Below are 20,448 nucleotides of genomic sequence, written 5' to 3'. Positions count from 1 at the left end.
ATTTACTGGGAGCGGCCCCAGGGGCCGCGGTCCGGCTGGCGCCAAAAGCGCGGGCGCTTGCCGGATGGCTCGGCCCCGGGCTCGCCCTCGCCCTCGCCCTTGCTTTTGCCGTGCTCATGCAATTGCTTGCCGGTCTGCTCGACCTTGCGGGCCGTGCGTTCCAGCTGCGTGGGCAGATGCGAGGGAATGTCGAGCTCCGCCTGCTCGACCACGCGAATGCAGTCCTGGATGTGGCGCTCTCCCAGGTAGCGCAGCGTGGCGTAACCCAGCGCGGCCGCTGCAGCCTGGCCGGCCAGCGGCACGTACTTTGCCGCTTGGGTTGCCGTCATGCGCATGCCGGCAGCGCGTGCCAGGCGCACCACCATGTCGCGCGTGATCAGCTTGCCGATCAGTACCGAGCCGACCATGGCCACGGCCTTTTGCACCTGCTCGCGCTTGCCGGGGTCCAGCCTGTCCAGCTGTTCGGGCGTGAGGCCGAACTCACGGTTGATGCGCGGCAGCAGGCGCGCCAGCAGGGCTGCGTCAACCAGCCAGTCCAGCCCCGGGATCGGCAGGCTGCTGGCTGCGGCTCCCACCAGCGCACGCCGGTGCAGCAGCTTGCGCGCGCTCTCTGCGGCCTGCGCCACATCGTGGCGCGGTGGTGGAGGGGGAGGGGTCTTGTCCGATGTGCGAAAGATCATGCGTGCCAGTGGGTCCGGGGCAGATGTCGATCAGGAGAATGCGCCAGCCGGAGGAGGCGGCTGGCACCGGTGCGGTCAGCGTGCGCTCTTGCTGCGCACCAGGCTGTAGATGAAGAGGATGACGATGGCGCCAACGATGGAGGCGATCCAGCCAGCGGGCTGCCCGGCTTCATACCAGCCCATGGCGACACCGACATAGCTGGCAAGAAACGATCCTGCCACACCAAGCAGGATGGTCATGATCCAGCCAAGGCTGTCGTCGCCGGGTTTGAGTGCGCGCGCCAGCAGGCCAACGACCAGGCCAACGATGAGGGTGCCAATCAAGGACATCATGCTTTTCTCCGAACTGAAGCTTCCATGCCGCGACTCTAGGGCCCGGCGCATGCCGGCCCTGTCGGACAGCGTCTCAACCTGGGACGAAGGCAGTGCAGTGCCCTGAAAAACAAAACGCCTGCATCTGCAGGCGCCTGGACTGGGGGAGGGCAGACAGCCCGCCGTGGTTACTGCAGCTGGCTTGCCTGCATCTGCATGGCCAAGGCAGCCTTGCTGGCATCCAGGCCCAGGCCGTCGGAGTCCTGCACGCGACGGGCGCCATCGAAGCGGCGGGCCCAGTAGGCGCTTTGCATGCTTTCCACGCGCACCTGTGCACCGGTGCGAGGGGCATGAATGAAGTTGCCGTCGCCGACATAGATGCCGACGTGGCTGAAGGCGCGGCGCATGGTGTTGAAGAACACCAGATCGCCGGGCTTGAGTTCGTTCTTGTCGATTTTTTCCGTGGCCTGTGCCTGCTGGTCAGCGCGACGCGGCAGGACCTTGCCCAGGGTCTCGGAGTAGATGGCACGGACAAAGCCGCTGCAGTCGAAGCCGGTCTCGGCACTGTTGCCGCCGCGACGGTAGGGAACGCCGATGAAGCCCATGGCGGTCACGACCAGGTCGGAGGTCTTTTCGGCGACGCTTTGTCGTGCTTCCTTGACGAAGTCGGAAGTGCGCTCCGCCATGTGGTGGCGGGCTTCGCGCAGCTGCGAGATGAGGCTGCGGTTGACCAGCAGCTGGTTCATATCGTCGTCACGCAGCTCGGGCGGAGCCGCGTGTGCAGTGGCGCTGACGAACAGGAGTGCGATAAGCCATCGGGACATGGGGCGCGAGATTACCACGCAAAAACGTAGGACAAATTCGATAAGACCCCCGAAGGCCCGGGTTTTTGAGCCACCTCAGGAATCGCCGGCGCCCGGCGGTGATGGCCCCCAAGCTGCGACAATAGCGGGCTGTCCTGTTTTCCGATAAGAAGGGCGGCCCGCGCCGCCTCGTATTCCAAGAAAGATCCGCCATGCTGCTTGAAGCCTCCGACTCCCAGCTTGTACTCGTCGATTACCAGGAGCGCCTGATGCCGGCCATCTTCGAGGGCCCGGCAGTCCTGGCCAATGCCGTGAAACTGGCTCGTCTGGCGCATCTGGTGGAAGTGCCGGTGTTCGGCACCGAACAGAACCCCTCGCGCCTGGGTGCCAACGATGCCCAACTGCGCGCGCTGTGCGACAGGACACTGTCCAAGATGCATTTCAGCGCCGTGTCCGAAGGACTGGGCGAGTGGCTGCGTCCGCCTGCACGTCCCCAGGGCGGCAATGCGCGCAGCCTGCCCAAGCACCTGCAAAAGCCCCAGCAGCAGGCGCCCGAGCGCAGCATGGTGGTGATTGCCGGCTGCGAAGCCCATGTCTGCCTGCTGCAGACGGCGCTGGAACTGCTGGAAGACGAGTTCGACGTCTGGGTCGTCACCGATGCCTGCAGCTCGCGCACCGAGCGCAACCGCGATGCTGCCTTCGATCGCCTGGCCGGCGCGGGTGCCGAACTGGTGACCACGGAGATGGTGGCCTTCGAGTGGCTGCGCAGCTGCGAGCACCCGGCCTTCAAGGATCTGCTGGCCCTGGTCAAGTAAGCGGCTGAAGCGATGGTTTTCCGTCGAGGCGCCTGCACGGCGCCTTTTTTTACGCCCGTCGCAAGGCGGGGCCATGAAAGACGAATGGGACGGAGGGGGCCGGCCCGGGTCGCTGTGCAGGATTTGTCAGCTTTGGGCAAGCGCATTATGAATAATTATGAATTCAGAAGCCGCCAATCCATGACAACGACAGGAGACAGACAATGGCCCCGCGTTTCGACGATTTCCACCGCCGCTCCATCCAGGAGCGCGATGCCTTCTGGGCCGAGCAGGCCGGCCGCATCGACTGGCATGTGCCGCCCCAGCGCATCTGCGACTATGACAACCCGCCGTTCGCCAGGTGGTTCGTGGGCGGCCAGACCAATCTTTGCCACAACGCCGTGGACCGGCACCTGGCCGAGCGCGCCGACCAGAATGCGCTGATCGCCATCTCCACCGAGACCGGCACCGAGAAGGTCTATACCTACCGCGAACTGCATGCCGAGGTGCAGCGCATGGCCGCCGTGCTGCAGTCGCTGGGCGTGCAAAAGGGCGACCGCGTCCAGATCTACATGCCCATGATTGCCGAGGCGGCCTTTGCCATGCTGGCCTGTGCGCGGCTGGGTGCCATCCATTCGGTGGTGTTCGGCGGCTTTGCGTCGGCGGCGCTGGCCTCGCGCATCGACGATGCCGAGCCCAAGGTCATCATCAGTGCCGACGCGGGCTCGCGCGGCGGGCGCGTCGTGGCCTACAAGCCTTTGCTGGACGAGGCCCTGCAACTGGCCAGCCACAAGCCAGCGGCCGTGCTCATCGTGGACCGTGGCCTGGCGCCTGCGCCCATGCGCGCCGGCCGCGACCACGACTGGACCAGCCTGCGTGCGCTGCACGCCGACGCCCAGGTCGCCTGCACCTGGGTGGAATCCACCGACCCCAGCTACACGCTCTACACCAGCGGCACCACGGGGCGCCCCAAGGGCGTGCAGCGCGACACGGGCGGCTACACGGTGGCGCTTGCCGCCAGCATGCCGCTGATCTTCGGGGCCGAGGCGGGCCAGACCTTTTTCTGCACCAGCGACATCGGCTGGGTCGTGGGGCACAGCTACATCATCTATGGGCCCCTGATCGCGGGCATGGCCACCGTGCTCTACGAGGGCCTGCCCATACGCCCCGACGCGGGCATCTGGTGGAGCATCGTGGAGAAGTACCGGGTCACCCACATGTTCTCGGCGCCCACGGCCATCCGCGTGCTCAAGAAGCACGATGCCGAGTACCTGCACCGCCACGATATCTCCAGCCTCAAGGCGCTGTGGCTGGCCGGCGAGCCGCTGGACGAGCCCACGGCGCAGTGGATCAGCCAGGCCCTGGGCAAGCCCATCATCGACAACTACTGGCAGACCGAGACCGGCTGGCCCATCCTCACGCTGTGCAACGGCGTGGAGCAGCAGACCACGCGCTTCGGCAGTCCCGGCAAGGCCGTCTATGGCTATGACGTGAAACTGATCGACGAGGCCACGGGCGAGGAGCTGCTCGGCGCCGGGCAAAAGGGCGTGCTGGCCATCGAGGGACCGCTGCCGCCGGGCTGCATGCAGACCGTCTGGCGTGACGATCAGCGCTTCGTCAACACCTACTGGAAGAGCATTCCGGGCCGCATGGTCTACAGCACCTTCGATTGGGGCATTCGCGACGAGGACGGCTACTTCTTCATCCTGGGCCGCACGGACGACGTGATCAACGTGGCCGGCCACCGCCTTGGCACGCGCGAGATCGAGGAATGCATCTCCGCCCACCCCCAGGTGGCCGAAGTCGCCGTGGTCGGCGTGGCCGATACGCTCAAGGGCCAGGTGGCGCTGGCCTTTGCCGTGCCCCGGACGGCGCTGGAGGGCGAGGCCGAGCGCGCGGCTCTGCAGGCCGATGTGATGAAGCTGGTCGATGCGCGGCTGGGCGCCGTGGCCCGGCCCTCGCGCGTGGTCTTCGTCAGTGCGTTGCCCAAGACGCGCAGCGGCAAGCTGCTGCGCCGCGCCATGCAGGCCGTGGCTGAGGGGCGCGACCCGGGCGACCTCAGCACCATGGAAGACCCGGCTGCGCTGGCCCAGGTGCAGCAGCAGCTGTGAGGCAGGGCACGCGCCGCAACCGCTTGCAGCCGGGGTGATGTGCGCCGGCGCCCCTGCCTGCCGCGCCTACAATCGCGCCTTGGGCCGCAGCCGGGCCAGGTCCCCAGGCTGCGGCGCCCTGTTTTCAACCGACGAGAAAGCGTTTTCGACGTGCAGGTCGCATCTTCCATCTTCAAAGCCTATGACATCCGCGGCATCGTGCCGTCCACGCTCAACGAGGAGGTCGCGCTCGGCGTGGGCCGCGCCTTCGGCATGGCGGCCCTGGCGGCCGGCGAGACCGTGGTGGCCGTGGGACGCGATGGCCGCCTGTCGGGACCCTCGCTGTCCGCGGCGCTGATCGCCGGGCTGACCGAGGTCGGCATCGAGGTGATCGACATCGGCCTGGCCACCACGCCCATGCTGTACTACGCAGCCAGCACGCTGGCGCGCTCGGGCATCCAGGTCACGGGCAGCCACAACCCCAAGGACTACAACGGTTTCAAGATGGTGCTGGCCGGCCGCGCCATCTACGGCGAGGAAATCCAGGCCCTGCGCCGCCGCGTCGAAAGCGATGACTGGACGATCACGGGCACCGGCAGCGTGCGCCGCGCCGATGTGCAGGCCGACTACCAGGCGCGCATCGTGGGTGATGTGAAGCTGGCGCGCCCCATCAAGATCGTGGTGGACTGCGGCAACGGCGTGGCCGGTGCCTCGGCGCCCGGCATCTTCCGCGCCCTGGGTTGCGAGGTGATCGAGCTGTTCTCCGAAGTGGACGGTGAATTCCCCAACCACCATCCCGACCCCAGCAAGCCCGAGAACCTGCGCGACGTGATCGAGGCGCTGCGCACCTCGGACGCCGAACTGGGCCTGGCCTTCGATGGTGACGGCGACCGCCTGGGCATCGTCACCAAGGACGGCCAGAACATCTTCCCCGACCGCCAGATGATGCTGTTCGCCAAGGACGTGCTCTCGCGCGTGCCGGGCGGCAGCATCGTCTACGACGTGAAATGCACGCAGCGCCTGGCGCCCGCCATCCGCGAGGCCGGGGGCGAGCCCGTGATGTTCAAGACCGGGCACTCCCTGGTCAAGGCCCGCATGAAGGAACTGGACGCGCCGCTGGGCGGCGAGATGAGCGGCCACATCTTCTTCAAGGAGCGCTGGTATGGCTTCGATGACGGCACCTACGCGGGCTGCCGCCTGCTGGAGATCGTCAGCCGCGAGGCCGACCCCAGCGCCTTGCTCAACGCGCTGCCCACCAGCTTTTCCACCCCGGAACTGAATGTGGCCTGCGCCGAGGGCGAGCCCCATCGCCTGGCCGCCGAACTGCAGGCCCTGGCCGCCGAGACCTTTGCCGCACCGGCCCAGGTCAGCACCATCGACGGCCTGCGCGTGGACTGGGCCGACGGCTTCGGCCTGATCCGCGCCAGCAACACCACGCCCGTGCTGGTGCTGCGCTTCGAGGGCCAGACCCAGGAGGCGCTGTCGCGCATCGAGACGCAGATGCTGGCGCTGCTGGAGCGCGTCAAGCCCGGCGCGCAGGTTGGCGGTGCCGCGCACTGATTTGCGCGCCAGGCGATGACTTCCCGCTCTCCCACGTCCTGGGCGCGCGCGCTGTACAGCGCTGTGACCTGGGCGGCGCAGCCGCTGCTGCGACGCAAGCTGCTGCGCCGCGCCGAGGCCGAGCCCGTCTATGCCGAGCACATTCCCGAGCGCTTTGGCCGCTACCAGCCGGCCACGCTGGGGCAGGACGGACGCGGCCTGTGGATCTGGATTCATGCCGTATCGCTGGGTGAGACGCGCGCTGCCGCCATCTTGCTGACCGCGCTGCGCGAGCGCCTGCCCGGCATGCGCCTGCTGCTGACCCATGGCACGGCCACAGGCCGCACAGAAGGCCGCCGGCTGCTGCAGTCCGGCGACCTGCAGGTCTGGCAGCCCTGGGATACGCCGGCGGCCGTGCGCCGCTTCGTGCAGCAGTTCAGGCCCGCAGTCGGCGTGCTCATGGAAACCGAGGTCTGGCCCAACCTGGTCGCCATCTGCCGCGAAGAGGGCGTGCCGCTGGCGCTGGCCAATGCGCGGCTCAGCGACAAATCGCTGGGCCAGGCACTGCGCGTGGCGCCGCTGGCGCGGCCCACCTATGCCGCCCTGGCCGCCGCCTGGGCGCAGACCGAGGACGATGCCCGGCGCCTGCGCCTGCTGGGTGCGCCCGTGCGCGGCGTGCTCGGCAACCTGAAATTCGATGCGCGTCCGGACGCTGCGCTGCTGGAGCGCGCCCGGCAATGGAAGTCCGGCCTGTCCCGCCCTGTGGTGCTGCTGGCCAGCAGCCGGGAGGGCGAGGAGGCCATGCTGCTGTCCGCCCTGCGCACGCTGGGGCCTGTGGGCCGGGCCGTGCAATGGCTGGTCGTGCCGCGCCATCCGCAGCGCTTTGACGAAGTGGCGGCGCTGCTGGCTGGCGGCGGCCTGCATGTCTCGCGCCGCAGCCAGTGGGTGGGTGGCCCGCCCTGCGGGGCTGCTGCGGATGACATCGACATCTGGCTGGGTGATTCGCTGGGCGAGATGGCCCTGTACTACGGCCTGGCCGATGCCACGCTCATGGGCGGCAGCTTTGCGCCGCTGGGTGGACAGAACCTCATCGAGGCCCTGGCCTGCGACTGCCCCGTGGTGCTGGGGCCGCACACCTTCAACTTCAGCGAAGCCTCGGACCTGGCCTGCGAGGCCGGCGCCGCGCTGCGCGCACCCGACCTGGAGCACGGGCTGCGCCTGGCCGTGGACCTGGCCGGGGACCGCCAGTCCCACGCCCATGCCGTGGCCCAGGCGCGCGGCTTTCTGGACCAGCACCGTGGGGCCGCACGGGCCACGGCGCAGGCGGTGGCCGGGCTGGTGCAGCCGCTCTCCTGATCCTCCTGTGCAAGGGGAGCGGGCAGGCAAGACTACGCACCAAAGGGGCTTGTGCCAGTTCAGCGAAAGGGCGACTCAAAAGGGTTGACAAGCGCCACACCAAAATCCGCGAAGTCTCGAATGTTGCGTGTGGCCACGACCAGCCTGTGGCGGATGGCCGTGGCTGCAATCATTGCGTCCTCATACAGCGCATCGGAGCGCCCGTGCATCAGCCGGGCCCAGATCCGAAAGCTCTCGGCATCCATCGGCAGCACGTTGTAGGAGGCGGAGACCAGATCTGCCCAGCGTTCGATTTCCCGGGCCTTCTCAGCATCCTGTTGCCGGGTCAGCTCGATGCCCGCCTGGATTTCGCCCAGGCTGACCGCGGACAGATGGAGCTCCGGCTCAGGCAGGGCTTGAAGCCAGGCCAGGACGGCTCCGTGGGGCCTGGGGCGCCGCAGCTCTGAAATGATGTTGGTGTCCAGCAAATACATTTCTGGCGCACTCAGTTGGCGGGCTCGACGGGCCTGCGGTGCGCCTGGCCGCGCGGCGGGATCAGCAGGTCTGCGCGGCCCGCTTCCGAGAGCAGCAGTTCCTTGAGCGACGCAGGTTCGGCAGCGGGATGCAGACGGCGCCACTCTTGCATAGGAACGAGCACGGCAGTGTCCGCGCCACGCCGGGTCAACACTTGCGGACCATCGGTCAGGCAGGCTTCGAGAAGCTCGTTGAAGTGGTCTTGGGCATCTTGTACAGGCCAGGATTTCATGATTGCACTCCTTCGCTCACGGGTTACAGGCCCAGTCTAGTTCCTGGACTGTTGGCTCTGCAATCCTGGGCCCATGCACGCATCAAGGGCCCTATCCTTCCTGCAGCACGGGCAGGCTGACACTCGCCAGCAGCCCTCCATCCTCCGCACTGAGCAGCTCGATGCTGCCGCCGTGCCGCTCGGTCACGGTCCTGGCGATGGCCAGGCCCAGGCCGCTGCCGCTCTGGCTCTGGTCGGGTACGCGGAAGAAGCGGTCGAAGACACGCTGGCGCCAGGCCTCGGCAATGCCCGGGCCACGGTCGCGCACCTGGAGCACGGCCTGGTCGCCCTGGCGCTGCAGGCGCACGCTGATGGTGGCGTGGGCGGGGCTGTATTTGATGGCGTTGTCCACGAGGTTGTCGATCAGCGAGACCAGGCCTTCGCGTTCGCCCATCACGCTCAGTGGCTCGCTGGCTTCCAGGGCCAGTTCCACCGGGCGGCGGCAGGCCAGGGCGTCGAGTGCGGCGAGCCGGTCTTCCAGCAGCAGGTCCAGGCGCAGCGGCTGCATGGCCATGCCGGGCGCTTCGGTCTCGCTGCGCATGAGCTGCAGCAGCTGGGCCACCATGCGGCTGGCGCGCTGGTTGCTGCGCAGCAGGCTGTCCATGAGTTCCTGCTGGCGCGGTTCGCTGCCAAGGCGCAGCAGGGCCTCGACATTGACGTGCATGGCGGCCAGCGGCGTGCGCAGTTCGTGGGCTGCATCGGCGATGAGGTTGCGCTCGCGCTCGCTGCTGGAGCGCACGCGGGCCAGCAGGGCGTTGATGTCCTGCACCAGCGGCCGCAGCTCGGCGTGTGGCGGCGCATAGGTGAGCGCGCTGAGGTCGTCGGGGCCGCGTGTGGCCAGCTCGTCACCCACGCGGCGCAGCGGGCGCAGTGCCGCGCGTACCGACCACCAGGCCGGAAAGGCCAGGAAGGGCAGGCTGATCAGCAGCGGCAGCAGGTAGTAGCTGCGGGTGTTGAGGGTGATCAGCAGTTCCTTGAAGGACGGCAGCATCAGCGTGACTTCGGTCTGGCCCGAGGCCGAGCGCAGCGTGCTCATGCGCCAGGTCTGCCCTTCGAAATCTATGTCCTCGACCGTGTCCAGCACGCGGTTGCGCAGGGTGGGTGCCGGCGTGGGCGAGCGGTACAGGAGCTGGCCGCGCTGCCAGACCAGCAGCGTGGGCGTGAAGCGGATGTCGTCGTCTCCATCGCTGTATTCATGGCGCAGGGCCGTGTCCAGCGCGGCCAGGCTGTGCTGCTGGCGGTCCGGAAGGTCGGCCAGGTCCTCGGCCACTGCCATGACAAGTTCGTAGACAGGCTTGCTGACCAGCAATTCATTGTGGAAGTGGGCCATGTAGATGGCCGCCACCAGCAACGCGGTCCAGATCGCGGTGAGCACGCCCATCTGGGCCAGCAGCATCCGCCGGCCCAGAGTGGGCCGCAGCCAGCGGCGCCATCTCGGGCTGGCCTGCTGCCCCTGCACGGTCTGCGATGTCATGGTCAGGACAGGGGAGCCATCGGCTGCGAGTCGATGACATAGCCAATGCCGCGCACCGTGCGTATGAAGCCCGGCCCGATCTTGCGGCGCAGGTTGGAGACATGGACCTCCAGCGCATTGCTGCCGTTGGCGCTGCCGCCCGGGATGACTTCCTCCTCGATGCCGCTGCGCGTGACCACGCGGTCCATGCGCCGCAGCAGCAGGGCCAGCAGGTCGAATTCGCAGCGGGACAGCTCGACGTTCTGGCCTGCAACGCTGACACGGCGCGTGGGCTCGTGCAGCGACAGGCCGCGCAGATGCAGCGTTCCGTCGCCCTGCCCATAGCTGCGGCGCGCCAGGGCGCGCACGCGTGACACCAGTTCGGCCAGGGCAAAGGGTTTGACCAGATAGTCATCGGCGCCGCTGTCCAGGCCGTGCAGCCGGTCATGCAGGCTGTCGCGTGCGCTCAGGATCAGCACGGGCAGGCGGCGCCATTCGCGGCGCAGGCGCGTGAGCAGGCTGATGCCGTCGCCATCGGGCAGGCCCAGGTCCAGCAACACCATCTCGAAGCTTTGCTGCTCCAGCGTGCGCAGCGCATCGGACAGGCGGCGCACCCAGACCACGTCCATGGCGTGATCGCCCAATGCGATGCGCACGCCATTGCCCAAATCCAGATCGTCCTCCACCAGCAGCAGTCTCATCGTGTGTTCCCTGTGCCTCTCCCATGCCGCGGACCGGCGCCTGCGGGAGGGCTGCCGCGAGTATCGGTCAAGGCGGGGACGATGCGCTTCAGCATCCCTTCAGGAAAGCCGGGGCAGGTCTTCAGGCGGGTTTGCCACAGTGGCCCGCTCGACAACTCCGAAGAAGGCAAGGCGCGCATGCCAAGACTCTCCCGCTGTTCCTTGCTGAGCCGCCTGGCGGTGCTGTGCGCGCTGGCTGCCTGGATTCTGGTCGTGGCGGGTTTGCGTGCCTCGGCTTTGCCAGAGCACAGAGCTGCGGCGCCAGGCGCGCGGCCCGCGGCGGCCGGGCATCAGCCCGGGGCACTGCCGGCCGTGCGGGCGCTTCAGGGATTCAAGGGGCTGGCGCGCGGAGCGACAGCGCATCGATGGCGCGCAGGTCGTCGTCGCTGAGCGTGCCGGCGGCCTGGCGCAGCTTGAGCTGGCCCAGCAGCACCTGGTAGCGCGCCAGGGCCAGGTCGCGCTGGGTCTGGTAGAGCTGGCTCTGTGCGTTGAGCACGTCGATGTTGATGCGCACGCCGACCTCGTAGCCAAGCTTGTTGGCGTCCAGCGCGCTCTGGCTGGACGCCAGCGCGGCCTCCAGCGCCTTGACCTGGGCCTGGCCCGACTGCACGCCGAAGAAGGCCGTGCGCGTGCTCTGCTCCACGTTGCGCTGGGCGTCGTCCAGCTGTGCGCGCGCCTTGTCTTCCAGCGCCAGGGTTTCCTTGATGCGGTTTTGCACGGCAAAGCCGGCGAACAGCGGCAGGTTCATGACCACGCCCACGCTGGCGGCATTGGTGCGGTAGCTGGTGCCGATCTGCGGGGTGACCGAACCGTTGGGATAGCGGTTGACCACGTAGCCGGCCTGCAGGTCCACGGTGGGCTTGTGGCCGGCCTCGGCTTTCTTCGTTTCCAGCTGGGCGATGTCCAGCGCCAGGCGGGCCTGGCGCAGCTGGGGCTGGCCTTGCAGGGCGGTGTCCACCCAGGCCTGGGCATCGGCGGGCATCAGGGCCGGCAACTGCAGCGGCTGGGCCAGCGGGCGGGGCACGGTGCCCACGGCGCCGACGATCTGGTCCAGCACCAGGCGCTTGACGCGCAGATCGTTCTCGGCGGCGATTTCCTGGGCACCGGCCAGGTCGAACCGGGCCTGGGCTTCGCGCGAGTCGGTGATGGTGGCCGTGCCGACCTCGAAGTTGCGCTTGGCGAATTCCAGCTGCTGTGCAATGGCGGCCTTCTGTGCCTTGACCACGGCCAGGCTGTCCTGGGCACCGAGGACATCGAAGTAGGCCTGGGCCACGCGAACCAGCAGGTTCTGCTCGCCGCTGTCCAACTGGGCGCGCGCCACGTCCACGCCGCGCTGGCCCTGGTCGTAGGCGATCTTGTTGGCCGGGCGGTACAGCGGCTGCTGGGCGCTGAGCTGCAGGTTCTGCTGGGGCGAGCGAAAGCTCCCCGGCAGCACGCTGACTTCCACATGCGATGTGTTGGCGCCCGCCTGCAGGCCCACGCTGGGCAGAAGGCCCGAGCGCGCCTGCTCGGCACGGCTGGCGGCGGCCTGGGCGTCGGCCTGCTGGGCCTGCCACTGGGCGTCGTAGCCGCGTGCCTTGGCGACCAACTCCGACAGGCTCTGGCCCGTGGCCGATGAGGCTGTCACGGCGGGCAAGCCCGAGGCCGGGGCGGCAGGGACGGTGGACTGGGCCAGAGCGGTCCCCATGCCGCAGGCGCACAGCAGCAAGGCAATCTGGCGAAGGGGCCAGGCGTGTGGGCGGGGCGGGGCGTAAGCGACAGGGGCAAGGGGCCGAAGCAGGGGCATAGAGGTCCTCGAATCAAAACACAGTCGTCACGAAGCACCGGGGACGGCGGGTTGGCCGTGTCCCGGGCTTCTTTTGCGTCTTGCCGCTCAGTAGCGCGGCACGCCTGGGTCGCGCTCGCGCGACCAGGCATCGATGCCTCCGCTGATATTGGCCACGGTCTCGAAGCCGTTGTTCATCAGGAAGGCAGCGACATGCATGCTGCGTGCGCCGTGATGGCACAGGCAGGCTGTGGGGTGATCCGGATCGAGTTCCTGCAGGCGCGAGGGAATCTCGCCCATGGGGATGCAGCGCAGCTCGAAGCCCTCGGGGCGTACGCTGGCCTGGGCCACTTCCCAGGGCTCGCGCACGTCCAGCACCAGGGGCAGGGCATCGGAGCCGCTGGAGTGCTGGGTCAGCCAATCGTTGAGTTGCGCGGGAGGCACTTGGGGAAGCATCGGAAAGATCCTTGCGGAATGGAATGGGGTTGCGGCAGCGGCCATGGTCTTGCGGGCATCGGCCGCTGCAGCGGGTTTCAGAACGTGAAGCGCGAAGGCTCTTCGAAATTGGCCAGGCGGGCGGTCACCACGTCCCAGGGCTGGCTCGTCTCGAACTGGTGGCCGTTCTTGCGCACCAGCGTGAAACGCATCATGGGCAGCTGGCCGACGATGGCCGCCAGGCGGCCGCCGTCGTTGAGCTGGGCCAGCAGGGCCTGCGGCACCTGGGCGACCGAGCCGCTGAGCACGATGGCGTCGAACTGGCCCAGGGCAGCCGCTGCCGTGGCGCCATCGGCCAGCTTGACCTCGGCATTGGTGATGCCGGCGCCCAGCAGGTTTTCGCGGGCCATCTCGGCCAGCTCGGGCACGATTTCCAGCGTCACGACTTCCTTGGCCTGGGCGGCCAGCAGGGCGGCCATGTAGCCCGAGCCGGCGCCGATTTCCAGCACGCGGTCGGTGGGCTTGATCTTCAGGTCCTGCAGCATGCGCGCCTCGATGCGCGGGGCCAGCATGCACCAGCCCTTGGCGGCGGCTTCCTCGGCCGGGGCGACCAGGGGGATTTCCAGGTCCATGAAGGCCAGGCCGGCATGCTCGGGCGGCACGAAATTCTCGCGGTGCACCTTGCCCAGCAGCGCCAGCACTTCTTCATCAAGCACGTTCCAGGGGCGGATCTGTTGCTCGATCATGTTGTAGCGCGCGTGCGCTTGGGCGCTGTGGTGTTCGGGCAGGCTGTTCAGGGGCAGGCTCATGGGGTATCTCCGGAGAAAGACTTGTCAGGACAAACCTTTGATTCTACGAGTCTCGCGGCAGGGTGGGGGCGCTGGCGGCGCCTTGGCCGGGGGCCGCGTCGTGCTGGTTGCCGTTCCACAGACGCCGCAGCCACTGGGAGAAGTCGTCGAGGTAGCAATAGACCACGGGCACGACCACCAGGGTCAGCAGGGAGGAAGTCACCACGCCGCCGATCACCGACTGGCCCATGGGCGCACGCTGCTCGGAGCCCTCGCTGAGCGCGAAGGCCAGGGGCACCATGCCGAAGATCATGGCCAGCGTGGTCATCAGAATGGGGCGCAGCCGCACGCGCGCCGCCAGCAGCAGGGCCTGCTCGCGCGGCAGGCCGTCGCGGATCTGGCCGGTGTCCGGGTCGCTGTGCGGCCCGCGCGCACGGATGGCGAAGTCCACCAGCAAGATGGCGTTCTTGGTGACCAGTCCCATGAGCATGACCACGCCGATGATGGAGAACATGGACAGGGCCGAGCCGAACATCATCAGCGCCAGCACCACGCCGATCAGCGTCAGCGGCAGCGAAGTCATCAACGCCAGCGGCTGCAGGAAGCTCTTGAACTGGCTGGCCAGGATCATGTAGATGAAGATGATGGCCAGCGCCAGGGCGGACACCGCATAGCCGAACGATTCGTTCATGCTCTTGGTGGCGCCGCTGAACTGCGTGCGGTAGCCGGGCGGCAGGGCGATGTCGGCCAAGGCCTTGCGGATGTCGGCCGAGACCTCGCCGCTGGAGCGCAGGTAGACGTTGCCGCTGAAGGCGACCTCGCGCGTCATGTCGCGGCGGTTGATCTGGCTGGGGCCGGTGCCGGGCGTGACGGTGGCCACCTGGTTCAGCCGCACGATGCGCATGTTGCCGTCGCCGGAGGTGGAGGGCAGGGCGAAGGGCAGGCGCTCCAGGTCCTGGGGCGTGCTGCGCGATTCGGGCGCCAGGCGTACCTTGACGTCATAGGTCTGGTCGTCGCTGGCGCGCCAGTTGCCCACGGTCTGGCCGGCAACCCAGGTGCGCAGCGCGGAGGCCATGGAGCCTACCGACAGGCCCAGGTCGGCGGCCGCATCGCGCCGCACGGTGATGTCGATCACGGGCTTGTCGGGCTTGAGGCTGCTGTCCAGGTCCACCAGTCCGGGAATGCCGCGCAGGCGTTCCATCACCACGCGGTTCAGGCGCTCCAGCTCGCCCAGGTCCGGGCCCTGCAGCGAGAATTCGACCTGTTTTTGCCCGCCCACGGGCTCGCGCTGGCCCACATGGGTGACGGTGATGCCGGGCACGCTTTGCAGCTGCTCGCGCAGCACGCCCGACAGTTCGTCACCGCTGCGCTGGCGCAAATGGCGGTCCAGCAGGCGTATGTAGATGCTGGCGTATATCTTGCCCTGGGCCGTGCCGGTGTTGATGGTGGCCAGCGTGTAGCGGACCTCGGGCAGGGCGCGGATGATGGCATCGACCTGGCGTGCCTTGGCCTCGGTGGCCTCGATGGACGAGCCCACGGGCGTGTTGAAGCTCACCGTGGTCTCGGAGAAATCGGCCTTGGGCACGAATTCCGTGCCCAGCAGCGGCACCAGGAAGATGCTGGCCACGAAGATGGCCAGCGCCGCCGCCAGCGTGGCGATCTTGTGGCGCAGCGCCCAGCCCAGCACATCCTGGTAGAAGTGGGACAGCGAGTCGGTGGCGCGCTCGAACCAAGCCGTGACCCGGCCCAGCGTGCGGTCGTAGAGGCTGCGGCCGCGCTGCTCGCCATGGGCGTGGATGGTCGGGTCGTGCCAGACGCTGGACAGCATGGGGTCCAGCGTGAAGCTCACGAACATGGAGATCATCACGGCCGCCACGATCGTGATGCCGAATTCGTGGAAGAACTTGCCGATGATGCCGCCCATGAAGCCGATGGGCAGGAACACCGCCACGATGGACAGCGTGGTGGCCAGCACGGCCAGGCCGATCTCCTGCGTGCCGTCGAGCGCGGCGGCATGCGCGTCCTTGCCCATCTGCACATGGCGCACGATGTTCTCGCGCACCACGATGGCGTCGTCGATCAGCAGGCCCACGCACAGCGACAGCGCCATCAGCGTGATCATGTTGATGGAGAAGCCGAACCAGTACATGAACAAAAAGGTGCCGATCAGCGCAATGGGCAGCGTCAGCCCCGTGATCACCGTGGAGCGCCAGGAGTTCAGGAACAGGAAGACGATGAGCACCGTCAGTGCCGCGCCCTCGATCAGCGTCTGGCGCACGTTGTTGACGGCCACGCGGATGGGGCGGGCGCTGTCGGCAATCGGCTCCAGCCGCACGCCGGCCGGCACTTCGGCGGCGATCTCGCGCAGCGTGGCGTTCAGGCCGTCCACGACTTCGATGGTGTTCTCGTCCTGGGCCTTCTGCACGGACAGCAGCAGGGTGCGGCTGCTGTTGTACAGGGCCACGGTCTCCAGCTCGCCCGCGCCGTCCTGCACGCGGGCCAGCTGGCCCAGCCGCACGGGCGCGCCGCCGCGCTGGGCGACGATGATGCGCTCGAAGTCCTGCGGGCGCTTCATGCGTGCGTCGATCTGCACCACGCGCTCCTGCTCGCGCGAGCGGATGGCGCCCAGCGGCAGGTCCTGGTTCTCGCTGCGCACGGCGTTCACGATCTGGTCGGGCGTGATGGCATAGGCTTCCAGCGCCTCGGGCTGCAGGTAGATGTTGATTTCGCGCGGCGTGGCGCCCACCAGGTTGACGGCGCCCACGCCGCGCACGTTCTCCAGCCGCTTCTTGAGGACCTGGTCGGCCCAGCTGGTCAGCGCGACGGCATCGGGCGCCTTGGCGCCGGCATCGGCCTGGGGCAGCACGGCCACGGACCAGATGGGCGAGCTGGCCGGATCGAAGCGCAGCACGCGCGGCTCCTTGACCTCGTCGCGCAGGGTGGGGCGCACCGAGGCGACTTTCTCGCGCACATCCTCGGCAGCGCGCCGGCCGTCGACATGCAGCTGGAATTCGATGATTACGACGCTGGTGCTTTCATAGCTGCGCGAGGTCAGCGCGTTGATGCCGGCAATGGAGTTGACGCCTTCCTCGATCTTCTTGGTGACCTCGGACTCCACGATCTCGGGCGAGGCGCCCGGATAGTCCACCGTGACCACGACCACGGGGAAGTCCACATTCGGGAACTGGTCCACCTTGAGTCGCTGGTAGGAAAACACACCCAGCACCATGAGGGCCAGCATGAGCATGGTGGCGAACACAGGGTTGGCCAGGCTGACGCGCGTGAACCACATGGTCAGCGGGCTCCGGGGGCTGGCGCAGCCTGGGGCTGCGGGGCCTGCTGCATTTGCTGCATCTGCACCGCCGTGCCTGCGCGCAGGCCGCCCACACTGCCGGCCAGCACCCTGTCACCGGCCTGCAGGCCGGTGGACACGGCAATCCAGGTGGCCCCATCCTGCGCGCTCTGGCTGCCCAGCGTGACCGGGCGGTGCTGCACGCGCAGCAGGGTTTTGTCCGGTTCGGACTCGCCCGCCGGCTGCAGCAGCTGCACATAGGGTTGGGGCTGGTCGGTGCGCACGGCGGTCAGGGGCACGGCCAGCTGTTCGGTCTGCCCCGTGACGATGCTGCCCTGCAGGTACAGGCCCGGGCGCACGATGGGGATGGATCTGCCGGCGGCGCCTGCGTTGACCGGTGCAGCCTGCACACGCAGATAGACGGCCACGCTGCGCGAACCTGGCTGGGCGCTGGGGTTGATGCGTACCACGCGCGCGGGCACGGCGGCCACATCGTCGCCCGCGCCCTGGACCTGCAACAGGGCCTGCTGGCCGACCTGCACACGCACCGAATCGGCGGGCGCCAGCTGGGCCACCACCTCGAGCTCGGAGGGATCGACGATCTCCAGCACCCGCGTTTCCACGCCCACGCGCTCGCCGTCCTGCACCAGACGCTGGGCGACCTGCCCGTCCATGGGGCTGCGCAGCACGCTGTCGGTCACGCTCTTGCGTGCCACATCGGCGGCTGCCTGGGCGGCGGCCAGGTTGGCGCGGGCGGCGTCAAGATTGGATTGGGACGTGGCCAGTGCCGTGGTCGAGATGAAGCCCTGGGTGACCAGGGCCTGGTTGTTGTCGTGCTGGCGCTGGGCCAGCTGCAGCTGCGCCTGGGCCGCGTCGGCCTGCTGGCGGGCCTGCCGCCAGCGGGCCTCGACCTCGGTGGCGTCCACGCGGGCCAGTTCCTGGCCCTTGCGCACGCTGTCGCCCTCGCGCACCTGCAGGCCGCGCAGCTCGCCGGCCACATAGGCCTTGACCACGGCGCTGCGCACGGCCTGCACCACGCCGCTGACGGGCACGGTCAATTGCAACTGGCGCGGCTGCAGCTGCACCACCTCCTGCGGGCCCACGCGCACCGGCATCTCGCGCGGCTGGGTGGCCGCGGCAATGGCGGCCTGCTTGCTATGCCGGGTGGATGCGGCGCGCCATGCGCTGGCGCCGATGGCGATCAGTAAGGCCAGGCCGATCAGCCAGCCGGTGCGACGCTTCATGGTGTGGGCGGGGAGGAGGGTGGTGTGGTGGCTGCAAGGGGCTGGCACATGCCATGCAGCAGGTAGTCGATCTGGGATTCCAGAAACCGCTCGGGATCGAAGTCGCCGTGCGGCAGGCAGCCGCCCAGCGAATGCTTCCAGATCATCAGGAACATCATCGGGGCGACCACGCAGTGCACGGACAGGTCCAGATCCATGGGCCGGAACTCGCCGCGCTCCACGCCGCGCTGCAGGATGCGCCGGATCAGTTCATGGCCTGGAAGAACCACCTCCTGGTGATAGAACTGCGACAGCTCGGGAAAATTACCCGCCTCGCTGAGCATGAGCTTGGTGATGCCCGACGCCTTGGTGCTGCCGATGCGCTCCCACCAGGACTTGAAGCAGTAGCGCAGCAGATCGGTGGACGGTGCGCAGTAGTTGTCGAGTTCCTCGCTCCACTCGCCGAAGCGGCCCGCGATGCTGTGGCGCACCACGGCCTTGAAAAGCTCCTGCTTGCTCGCGAAATAGAGGAACAGCGTGCCCTTGGAAACCCCGGCCCGGGCGGCGACCTCTTCGACGCGGGTGGCGGCGTAGCCCTTTTCCACGAAGAGGTCGAGCGCGGCTTCCAGCAGCTCGCCCGGACGCTCGTGCTTGCGGCGGCTGCGCTTTCCGGAAGGCTCGGCGGGGGCGGGTGAAGAGGCGGGGGAGTCGGTCACGGAAAATTAATGACTGATGGGTTAGTTATCGTAACCGCAGAACCGTTCGTCGTCACCTGGCTTGTGCATGGGCTAACCTGTAGGCACAACGGCCTGCATGCATTGCGTGTGGTCATTTTTTCGATTTCTCACAGAAAAGGCGCATATGACGACTGAAACCATTTATCTGGGCGGCGGCTGTTTCTGGTGCACCGAAGCCGTTTTCGACCGCGTGCGCGGCGTGAGCGACGTGCAAAGCGGCTACGCCAACGGCGATCTGGACGATCCCAGCTACGAAGACATCTGCACCGGGCAGACCGGCCATGCCGAGGTCATCCGCGTGCAGTTCGACCCTGCTGTGATTCCGCTGCGCGACCTGTTGACCGTGTTCTTCGGCACGCACGATCCGACCACGCTCAACCGCCAGGGCAACGACGTGGGCACGCAGTACCGCAGCGCGATCTACACCACGAATGACCATCAGGCGGAGGTCGCACGTACGCTGATCTCCGAGCTGGCCCAGGCGGGCGCGTATGACGCTCCCATCGTGACCGAGGTCCAGCCCCTGGCCAGCTACTGGCCCGCAGAGGACTATCACCAGGACTACTTCCTGAACCATCCCAGCCAGGGCTACTGCGCCTTCGTGGTGGGGCCCAAGGTGCAGAAATTCCGAGGTGCCTTTGCGCGCTGGGTCAAGCAATGAGCCCAGGTGGGCGGGTTGTGTAAGCGGTTGTGATTTGCGGGCATAATGCAACCCGGTTGCGATAACGGTGTCCTGTCGCGCTCTGCAGCCCGCTCTTGCATTGCCCATGTCATCGCCGACTCCCTCCCCCTTGCTCTTGCCTTGCGGCATGCGTTCGACCCGCGCCACGCGGGCCGTGCTGGCGCTGTGGGAGGCGCGCGCCGATGCGCTGTTGAGCGAGGCGGATGTGGAAGCCGCCCTGCATGCCCAGGGCGTGCAGGTCAACCGCGTCACCGTCTACCGGCTGCTGGACCGGCTGGCCGCAGCCGGCGTGTTGCGCCGCAGCGTGGATGCGGCACGCGTGGCCCGGTACGGCAGGCCCCTTCAGGGCGCGGCCTGCGAAGGCGACGCCGCTGCGCACTTCGAGTGTGCGGATTGCCACAGCGCCTTTCGTCTGGGCGGCGAGGCAGGCGGGGGCGGTGAGCAACTGCAGGCCGCCTTGCTGCAATTGCGGCAGGCGCTGGCAGCCAGCGGCCTGCAGGGCCAGGCCATCGATGTGTCGGTGACGGGGCGGTGCCAGGTCTGCAGCGGCACCGGGCACTCCCGGAATGATCCGTCCGTGTGAGGTGGCCGTCTTCCCCTTTTTCTCTTGCATAGCCCTTCAGGATCTCGCATGACTTTTTCCCCCTTCCGTTCCGTTTCCCTGATCCTGGCCGCTGTCTTTCTGGCCGCTGCGGCCCAGGCGCACGATCACGGCCAAGACCATGACCATGCCAAGACCCCGGCGGACGCCAAGGCACAGGGTGGCTCGGTGCAACTGGATGCCCATGCCCGTGCCGACATGGAGCGACACCGCTCGATGGCCAAGGCCCACGAGGCCGCCGCACAGTGTCTGGCGGCAGGGCGTGACCATGCGCAATGCCACAAGCAGCTGCAGGCCGACTGCAAGGGCCTGGCGCTGGGCAAGTTCTGCGGCATGCGCCATGCGCATTGAGCGCGGCATTGCCCGCCGTGCAC

At 68.0% G+C, this 20,448-nt stretch carries 20 protein-coding genes; 7 read left to right on the top strand and 13 right to left on the bottom strand.

The annotated features are described in order from the left end of the window. Positions 1-2: 2 nt before the first annotated feature. From ACF8NF_RS10165 to ACF8NF_RS10155, 3 genes are all read right to left on the bottom strand, one after another. Positions 3-680, bottom strand: a complete 678-nt coding sequence (locus ACF8NF_RS10165) for a hypothetical protein (protein ID WP_016447098.1) — start codon at positions 678-680, stop codon at positions 3-5. Between the two features lie 75 nt (positions 681-755). Beyond that, on the bottom strand, positions 756-1,013 hold the full coding sequence (locus ACF8NF_RS10160; protein ID WP_012205794.1) for a GlsB/YeaQ/YmgE family stress response membrane protein: 258 nt from the start codon (positions 1,011-1,013) through the stop codon (positions 756-758). 167 nt (positions 1,014-1,180) lie between these two features. Next, a complete protein-coding gene (locus ACF8NF_RS10155; RefSeq protein ID WP_016447097.1) occupies positions 1,181-1,816 on the bottom strand; it encodes a C40 family peptidase in 636 nt (211 codons plus the stop codon). Positions 1,817-2,007: 191 nt separating this feature from the next. Here ACF8NF_RS10155 and ACF8NF_RS10150 point away from each other — a divergent pair, with 191 nt between their 5' ends. The 4 genes from ACF8NF_RS10150 (at position 2,008) to ACF8NF_RS10135 (ending at position 7,574) form a co-directional block, all read left to right on the top strand. Continuing rightward, the gene (locus ACF8NF_RS10150) at positions 2,008-2,610 is read left to right on the top strand and encodes an isochorismatase family protein (RefSeq protein WP_016447096.1); all 603 of its coding nucleotides are present in this window, start codon (positions 2,008-2,010) and stop codon (positions 2,608-2,610) included. Between the two features lie 203 nt (positions 2,611-2,813). Beyond that, a complete protein-coding gene (locus tag ACF8NF_RS10145; RefSeq protein ID WP_016447095.1) occupies positions 2,814-4,700 on the top strand; it encodes a propionate--CoA ligase in 1,887 nt (628 codons plus the stop codon). Between the two features lie 150 nt (positions 4,701-4,850). Beyond that, positions 4,851-6,239: a phosphomannomutase/phosphoglucomutase gene (locus ACF8NF_RS10140; RefSeq protein WP_016447094.1), complete on the top strand. Its 1,389-nt coding sequence runs from the start codon at positions 4,851-4,853 to the stop codon at positions 6,237-6,239. Between the two features lie 15 nt (positions 6,240-6,254). Beyond that, positions 6,255-7,574 carry a 3-deoxy-D-manno-octulosonic acid transferase gene (locus ACF8NF_RS10135; RefSeq protein ID WP_277848368.1) on the top strand — a complete coding sequence of 440 codons (1,320 nt, stop codon included), beginning with the start codon at positions 6,255-6,257 and terminating at the stop codon, positions 7,572-7,574. A gap of 59 nt (positions 7,575-7,633) precedes the next feature. Here the strand turns inward: ACF8NF_RS10135 and ACF8NF_RS10130 are convergent, their stop codons facing one another. The 10 genes from ACF8NF_RS10130 to ACF8NF_RS10085 all read right to left on the bottom strand — a co-directional run bounded on the left by ACF8NF_RS10130 (position 7,634) and on the right by ACF8NF_RS10085 (position 18,770). Next, entirely contained in the window at positions 7,634-8,047 is a 414-nt protein-coding gene (locus ACF8NF_RS10130; RefSeq protein WP_043790155.1) for a type II toxin-antitoxin system VapC family toxin, read from the bottom strand. An 11-nt stretch (positions 8,048-8,058) separates the two neighbouring features. Then, positions 8,059-8,319 (bottom strand): type II toxin-antitoxin system Phd/YefM family antitoxin, encoded by a 261-nt coding sequence (locus ACF8NF_RS10125; RefSeq protein WP_043790156.1) that lies wholly within the window; start codon positions 8,317-8,319, stop codon positions 8,059-8,061. 91 nt (positions 8,320-8,410) lie between these two features. Beyond that, the gene (locus ACF8NF_RS10120; RefSeq protein ID WP_016451714.1) at positions 8,411-9,832 is read right to left on the bottom strand and encodes a cell wall metabolism sensor histidine kinase WalK; all 1,422 of its coding nucleotides are present in this window, start codon (positions 9,830-9,832) and stop codon (positions 8,411-8,413) included. Positions 9,833-9,834: 2 nt separating this feature from the next. Continuing rightward, complete coding sequence (locus tag ACF8NF_RS10115; protein ID WP_013802240.1) at positions 9,835-10,512, bottom strand: response regulator; 678 nt, start codon at positions 10,510-10,512, stop codon at positions 9,835-9,837. 370 nt (positions 10,513-10,882) lie between these two features. Continuing rightward, positions 10,883-12,337, bottom strand: a complete 1,455-nt coding sequence (locus ACF8NF_RS10110) for a TolC family outer membrane protein (protein WP_016451715.1) — start codon at positions 12,335-12,337, stop codon at positions 10,883-10,885. Between the two features lie 87 nt (positions 12,338-12,424). After that, positions 12,425-12,772, bottom strand: coding sequence for a rhodanese-like domain-containing protein (locus ACF8NF_RS10105; RefSeq protein WP_016447089.1), 348 nt, complete (start codon positions 12,770-12,772; stop codon positions 12,425-12,427). Positions 12,773-12,849: 77 nt separating this feature from the next. After that, on the bottom strand, positions 12,850-13,560 hold the full coding sequence (locus ACF8NF_RS10100; protein WP_016447088.1) for a protein-L-isoaspartate O-methyltransferase: 711 nt from the start codon (positions 13,558-13,560) through the stop codon (positions 12,850-12,852). Positions 13,561-13,603: 43 nt separating this feature from the next. Next, complete coding sequence (locus ACF8NF_RS10095; protein ID WP_279495284.1) at positions 13,604-16,831, bottom strand: efflux RND transporter permease subunit; 3,228 nt, start codon at positions 16,829-16,831, stop codon at positions 13,604-13,606. 2 nt (positions 16,832-16,833) lie between these two features. Continuing rightward, positions 16,834-18,075, bottom strand: a complete 1,242-nt coding sequence (locus ACF8NF_RS10090; RefSeq protein WP_392450542.1) for an efflux RND transporter periplasmic adaptor subunit — start codon at positions 18,073-18,075, stop codon at positions 16,834-16,836. Beyond that, positions 18,072-18,770, bottom strand: coding sequence for a TetR/AcrR family transcriptional regulator (locus ACF8NF_RS10085; protein ID WP_016447085.1), 699 nt, complete (start codon positions 18,768-18,770; stop codon positions 18,072-18,074). Before ACF8NF_RS10085 ends, ACF8NF_RS10090 begins: the two co-directional genes overlap by 4 nt. Before the next feature lie 145 nt (positions 18,771-18,915). Here ACF8NF_RS10085 and msrA point away from each other — a divergent pair, with 145 nt between their 5' ends. The 3 genes from msrA to ACF8NF_RS10070 all read left to right on the top strand — a co-directional run bounded on the left by msrA (position 18,916) and on the right by ACF8NF_RS10070 (position 20,425). Continuing rightward, positions 18,916-19,452, top strand: a complete 537-nt coding sequence (msrA, locus tag ACF8NF_RS10080) for a peptide-methionine (S)-S-oxide reductase MsrA (RefSeq protein WP_016447084.1) — start codon at positions 18,916-18,918, stop codon at positions 19,450-19,452. Positions 19,453-19,600: 148 nt separating this feature from the next. Then, positions 19,601-20,056, top strand: a complete 456-nt coding sequence (locus tag ACF8NF_RS10075) for a transcriptional repressor (RefSeq protein ID WP_016447083.1) — start codon at positions 19,601-19,603, stop codon at positions 20,054-20,056. Positions 20,057-20,104: 48 nt separating this feature from the next. Next, positions 20,105-20,425 carry a hypothetical protein gene (locus ACF8NF_RS10070; RefSeq protein WP_046987381.1) on the top strand — a complete coding sequence of 107 codons (321 nt, stop codon included), beginning with the start codon at positions 20,105-20,107 and terminating at the stop codon, positions 20,423-20,425. The last annotated feature ends 23 nt before the right edge of the window (positions 20,426-20,448 follow it).

The sequence above is a fragment of the Delftia sp. WSY_22 genome, assembly GCF_043104185.1.
GTDB classification, from domain to species: Bacteria; Pseudomonadota; Gammaproteobacteria; order Burkholderiales; family Burkholderiaceae_C; genus Comamonas; species Comamonas tsuruhatensis.
This window is presented reverse-complemented; position numbering and strand designations above follow the sequence as displayed.

What these genes read in the sequence shown, in the direction of transcription:
- ACF8NF_RS10165 (WP_016447098.1), bottom strand. Translation starts at nt 680, where the DNA reads ATGATCTTTCGCACATCGGACAAGACCCCTCCCCCTCCACCACCGCGC.
- ACF8NF_RS10160 (WP_012205794.1), bottom strand. Translation starts at nt 1,013, where the DNA reads ATGATGTCCTTGATTGGCACCCTCATCGTTGGCCTGGTCGTTGGCCTG.
- ACF8NF_RS10155 (WP_016447097.1), bottom strand. Translation starts at nt 1,816, where the DNA reads ATGTCCCGATGGCTTATCGCACTCCTGTTCGTCAGCGCCACTGCACAC.
- ACF8NF_RS10150 (WP_016447096.1), top strand. Translation starts at nt 2,008, where the DNA reads ATGCTGCTTGAAGCCTCCGACTCCCAGCTTGTACTCGTCGATTACCAG.
- ACF8NF_RS10145 (WP_016447095.1), top strand. Translation starts at nt 2,814, where the DNA reads ATGGCCCCGCGTTTCGACGATTTCCACCGCCGCTCCATCCAGGAGCGC.
- ACF8NF_RS10135 (WP_277848368.1), top strand. Translation starts at nt 6,255, where the DNA reads ATGACTTCCCGCTCTCCCACGTCCTGGGCGCGCGCGCTGTACAGCGCT.
- ACF8NF_RS10130 (WP_043790155.1), bottom strand. Translation starts at nt 8,047, where the DNA reads ATGTATTTGCTGGACACCAACATCATTTCAGAGCTGCGGCGCCCCAGG.
- ACF8NF_RS10125 (WP_043790156.1), bottom strand. Translation starts at nt 8,319, where the DNA reads ATGAAATCCTGGCCTGTACAAGATGCCCAAGACCACTTCAACGAGCTT.
- ACF8NF_RS10120 (WP_016451714.1), bottom strand. Translation starts at nt 9,832, where the DNA reads ATGACATCGCAGACCGTGCAGGGGCAGCAGGCCAGCCCGAGATGGCGC.
- ACF8NF_RS10115 (WP_013802240.1), bottom strand. Translation starts at nt 10,512, where the DNA reads ATGAGACTGCTGCTGGTGGAGGACGATCTGGATTTGGGCAATGGCGTG.
- ACF8NF_RS10110 (WP_016451715.1), bottom strand. Translation starts at nt 12,337, where the DNA reads ATGCCCCTGCTTCGGCCCCTTGCCCCTGTCGCTTACGCCCCGCCCCGC.
- ACF8NF_RS10105 (WP_016447089.1), bottom strand. Translation starts at nt 12,772, where the DNA reads ATGCTTCCCCAAGTGCCTCCCGCGCAACTCAACGATTGGCTGACCCAG.
- ACF8NF_RS10100 (WP_016447088.1), bottom strand. Translation starts at nt 13,560, where the DNA reads ATGAGCCTGCCCCTGAACAGCCTGCCCGAACACCACAGCGCCCAAGCG.
- ACF8NF_RS10095 (WP_279495284.1), bottom strand. Translation starts at nt 16,831, where the DNA reads ATGTGGTTCACGCGCGTCAGCCTGGCCAACCCTGTGTTCGCCACCATG.
- ACF8NF_RS10090 (WP_392450542.1), bottom strand. Translation starts at nt 18,075, where the DNA reads ATGAAGCGTCGCACCGGCTGGCTGATCGGCCTGGCCTTACTGATCGCC.
- msrA (WP_016447084.1), top strand. Translation starts at nt 18,916, where the DNA reads ATGACGACTGAAACCATTTATCTGGGCGGCGGCTGTTTCTGGTGCACC.
- ACF8NF_RS10075 (WP_016447083.1), top strand. Translation starts at nt 19,601, where the DNA reads ATGCGTTCGACCCGCGCCACGCGGGCCGTGCTGGCGCTGTGGGAGGCG.
- ACF8NF_RS10070 (WP_046987381.1), top strand. Translation starts at nt 20,105, where the DNA reads ATGACTTTTTCCCCCTTCCGTTCCGTTTCCCTGATCCTGGCCGCTGTC.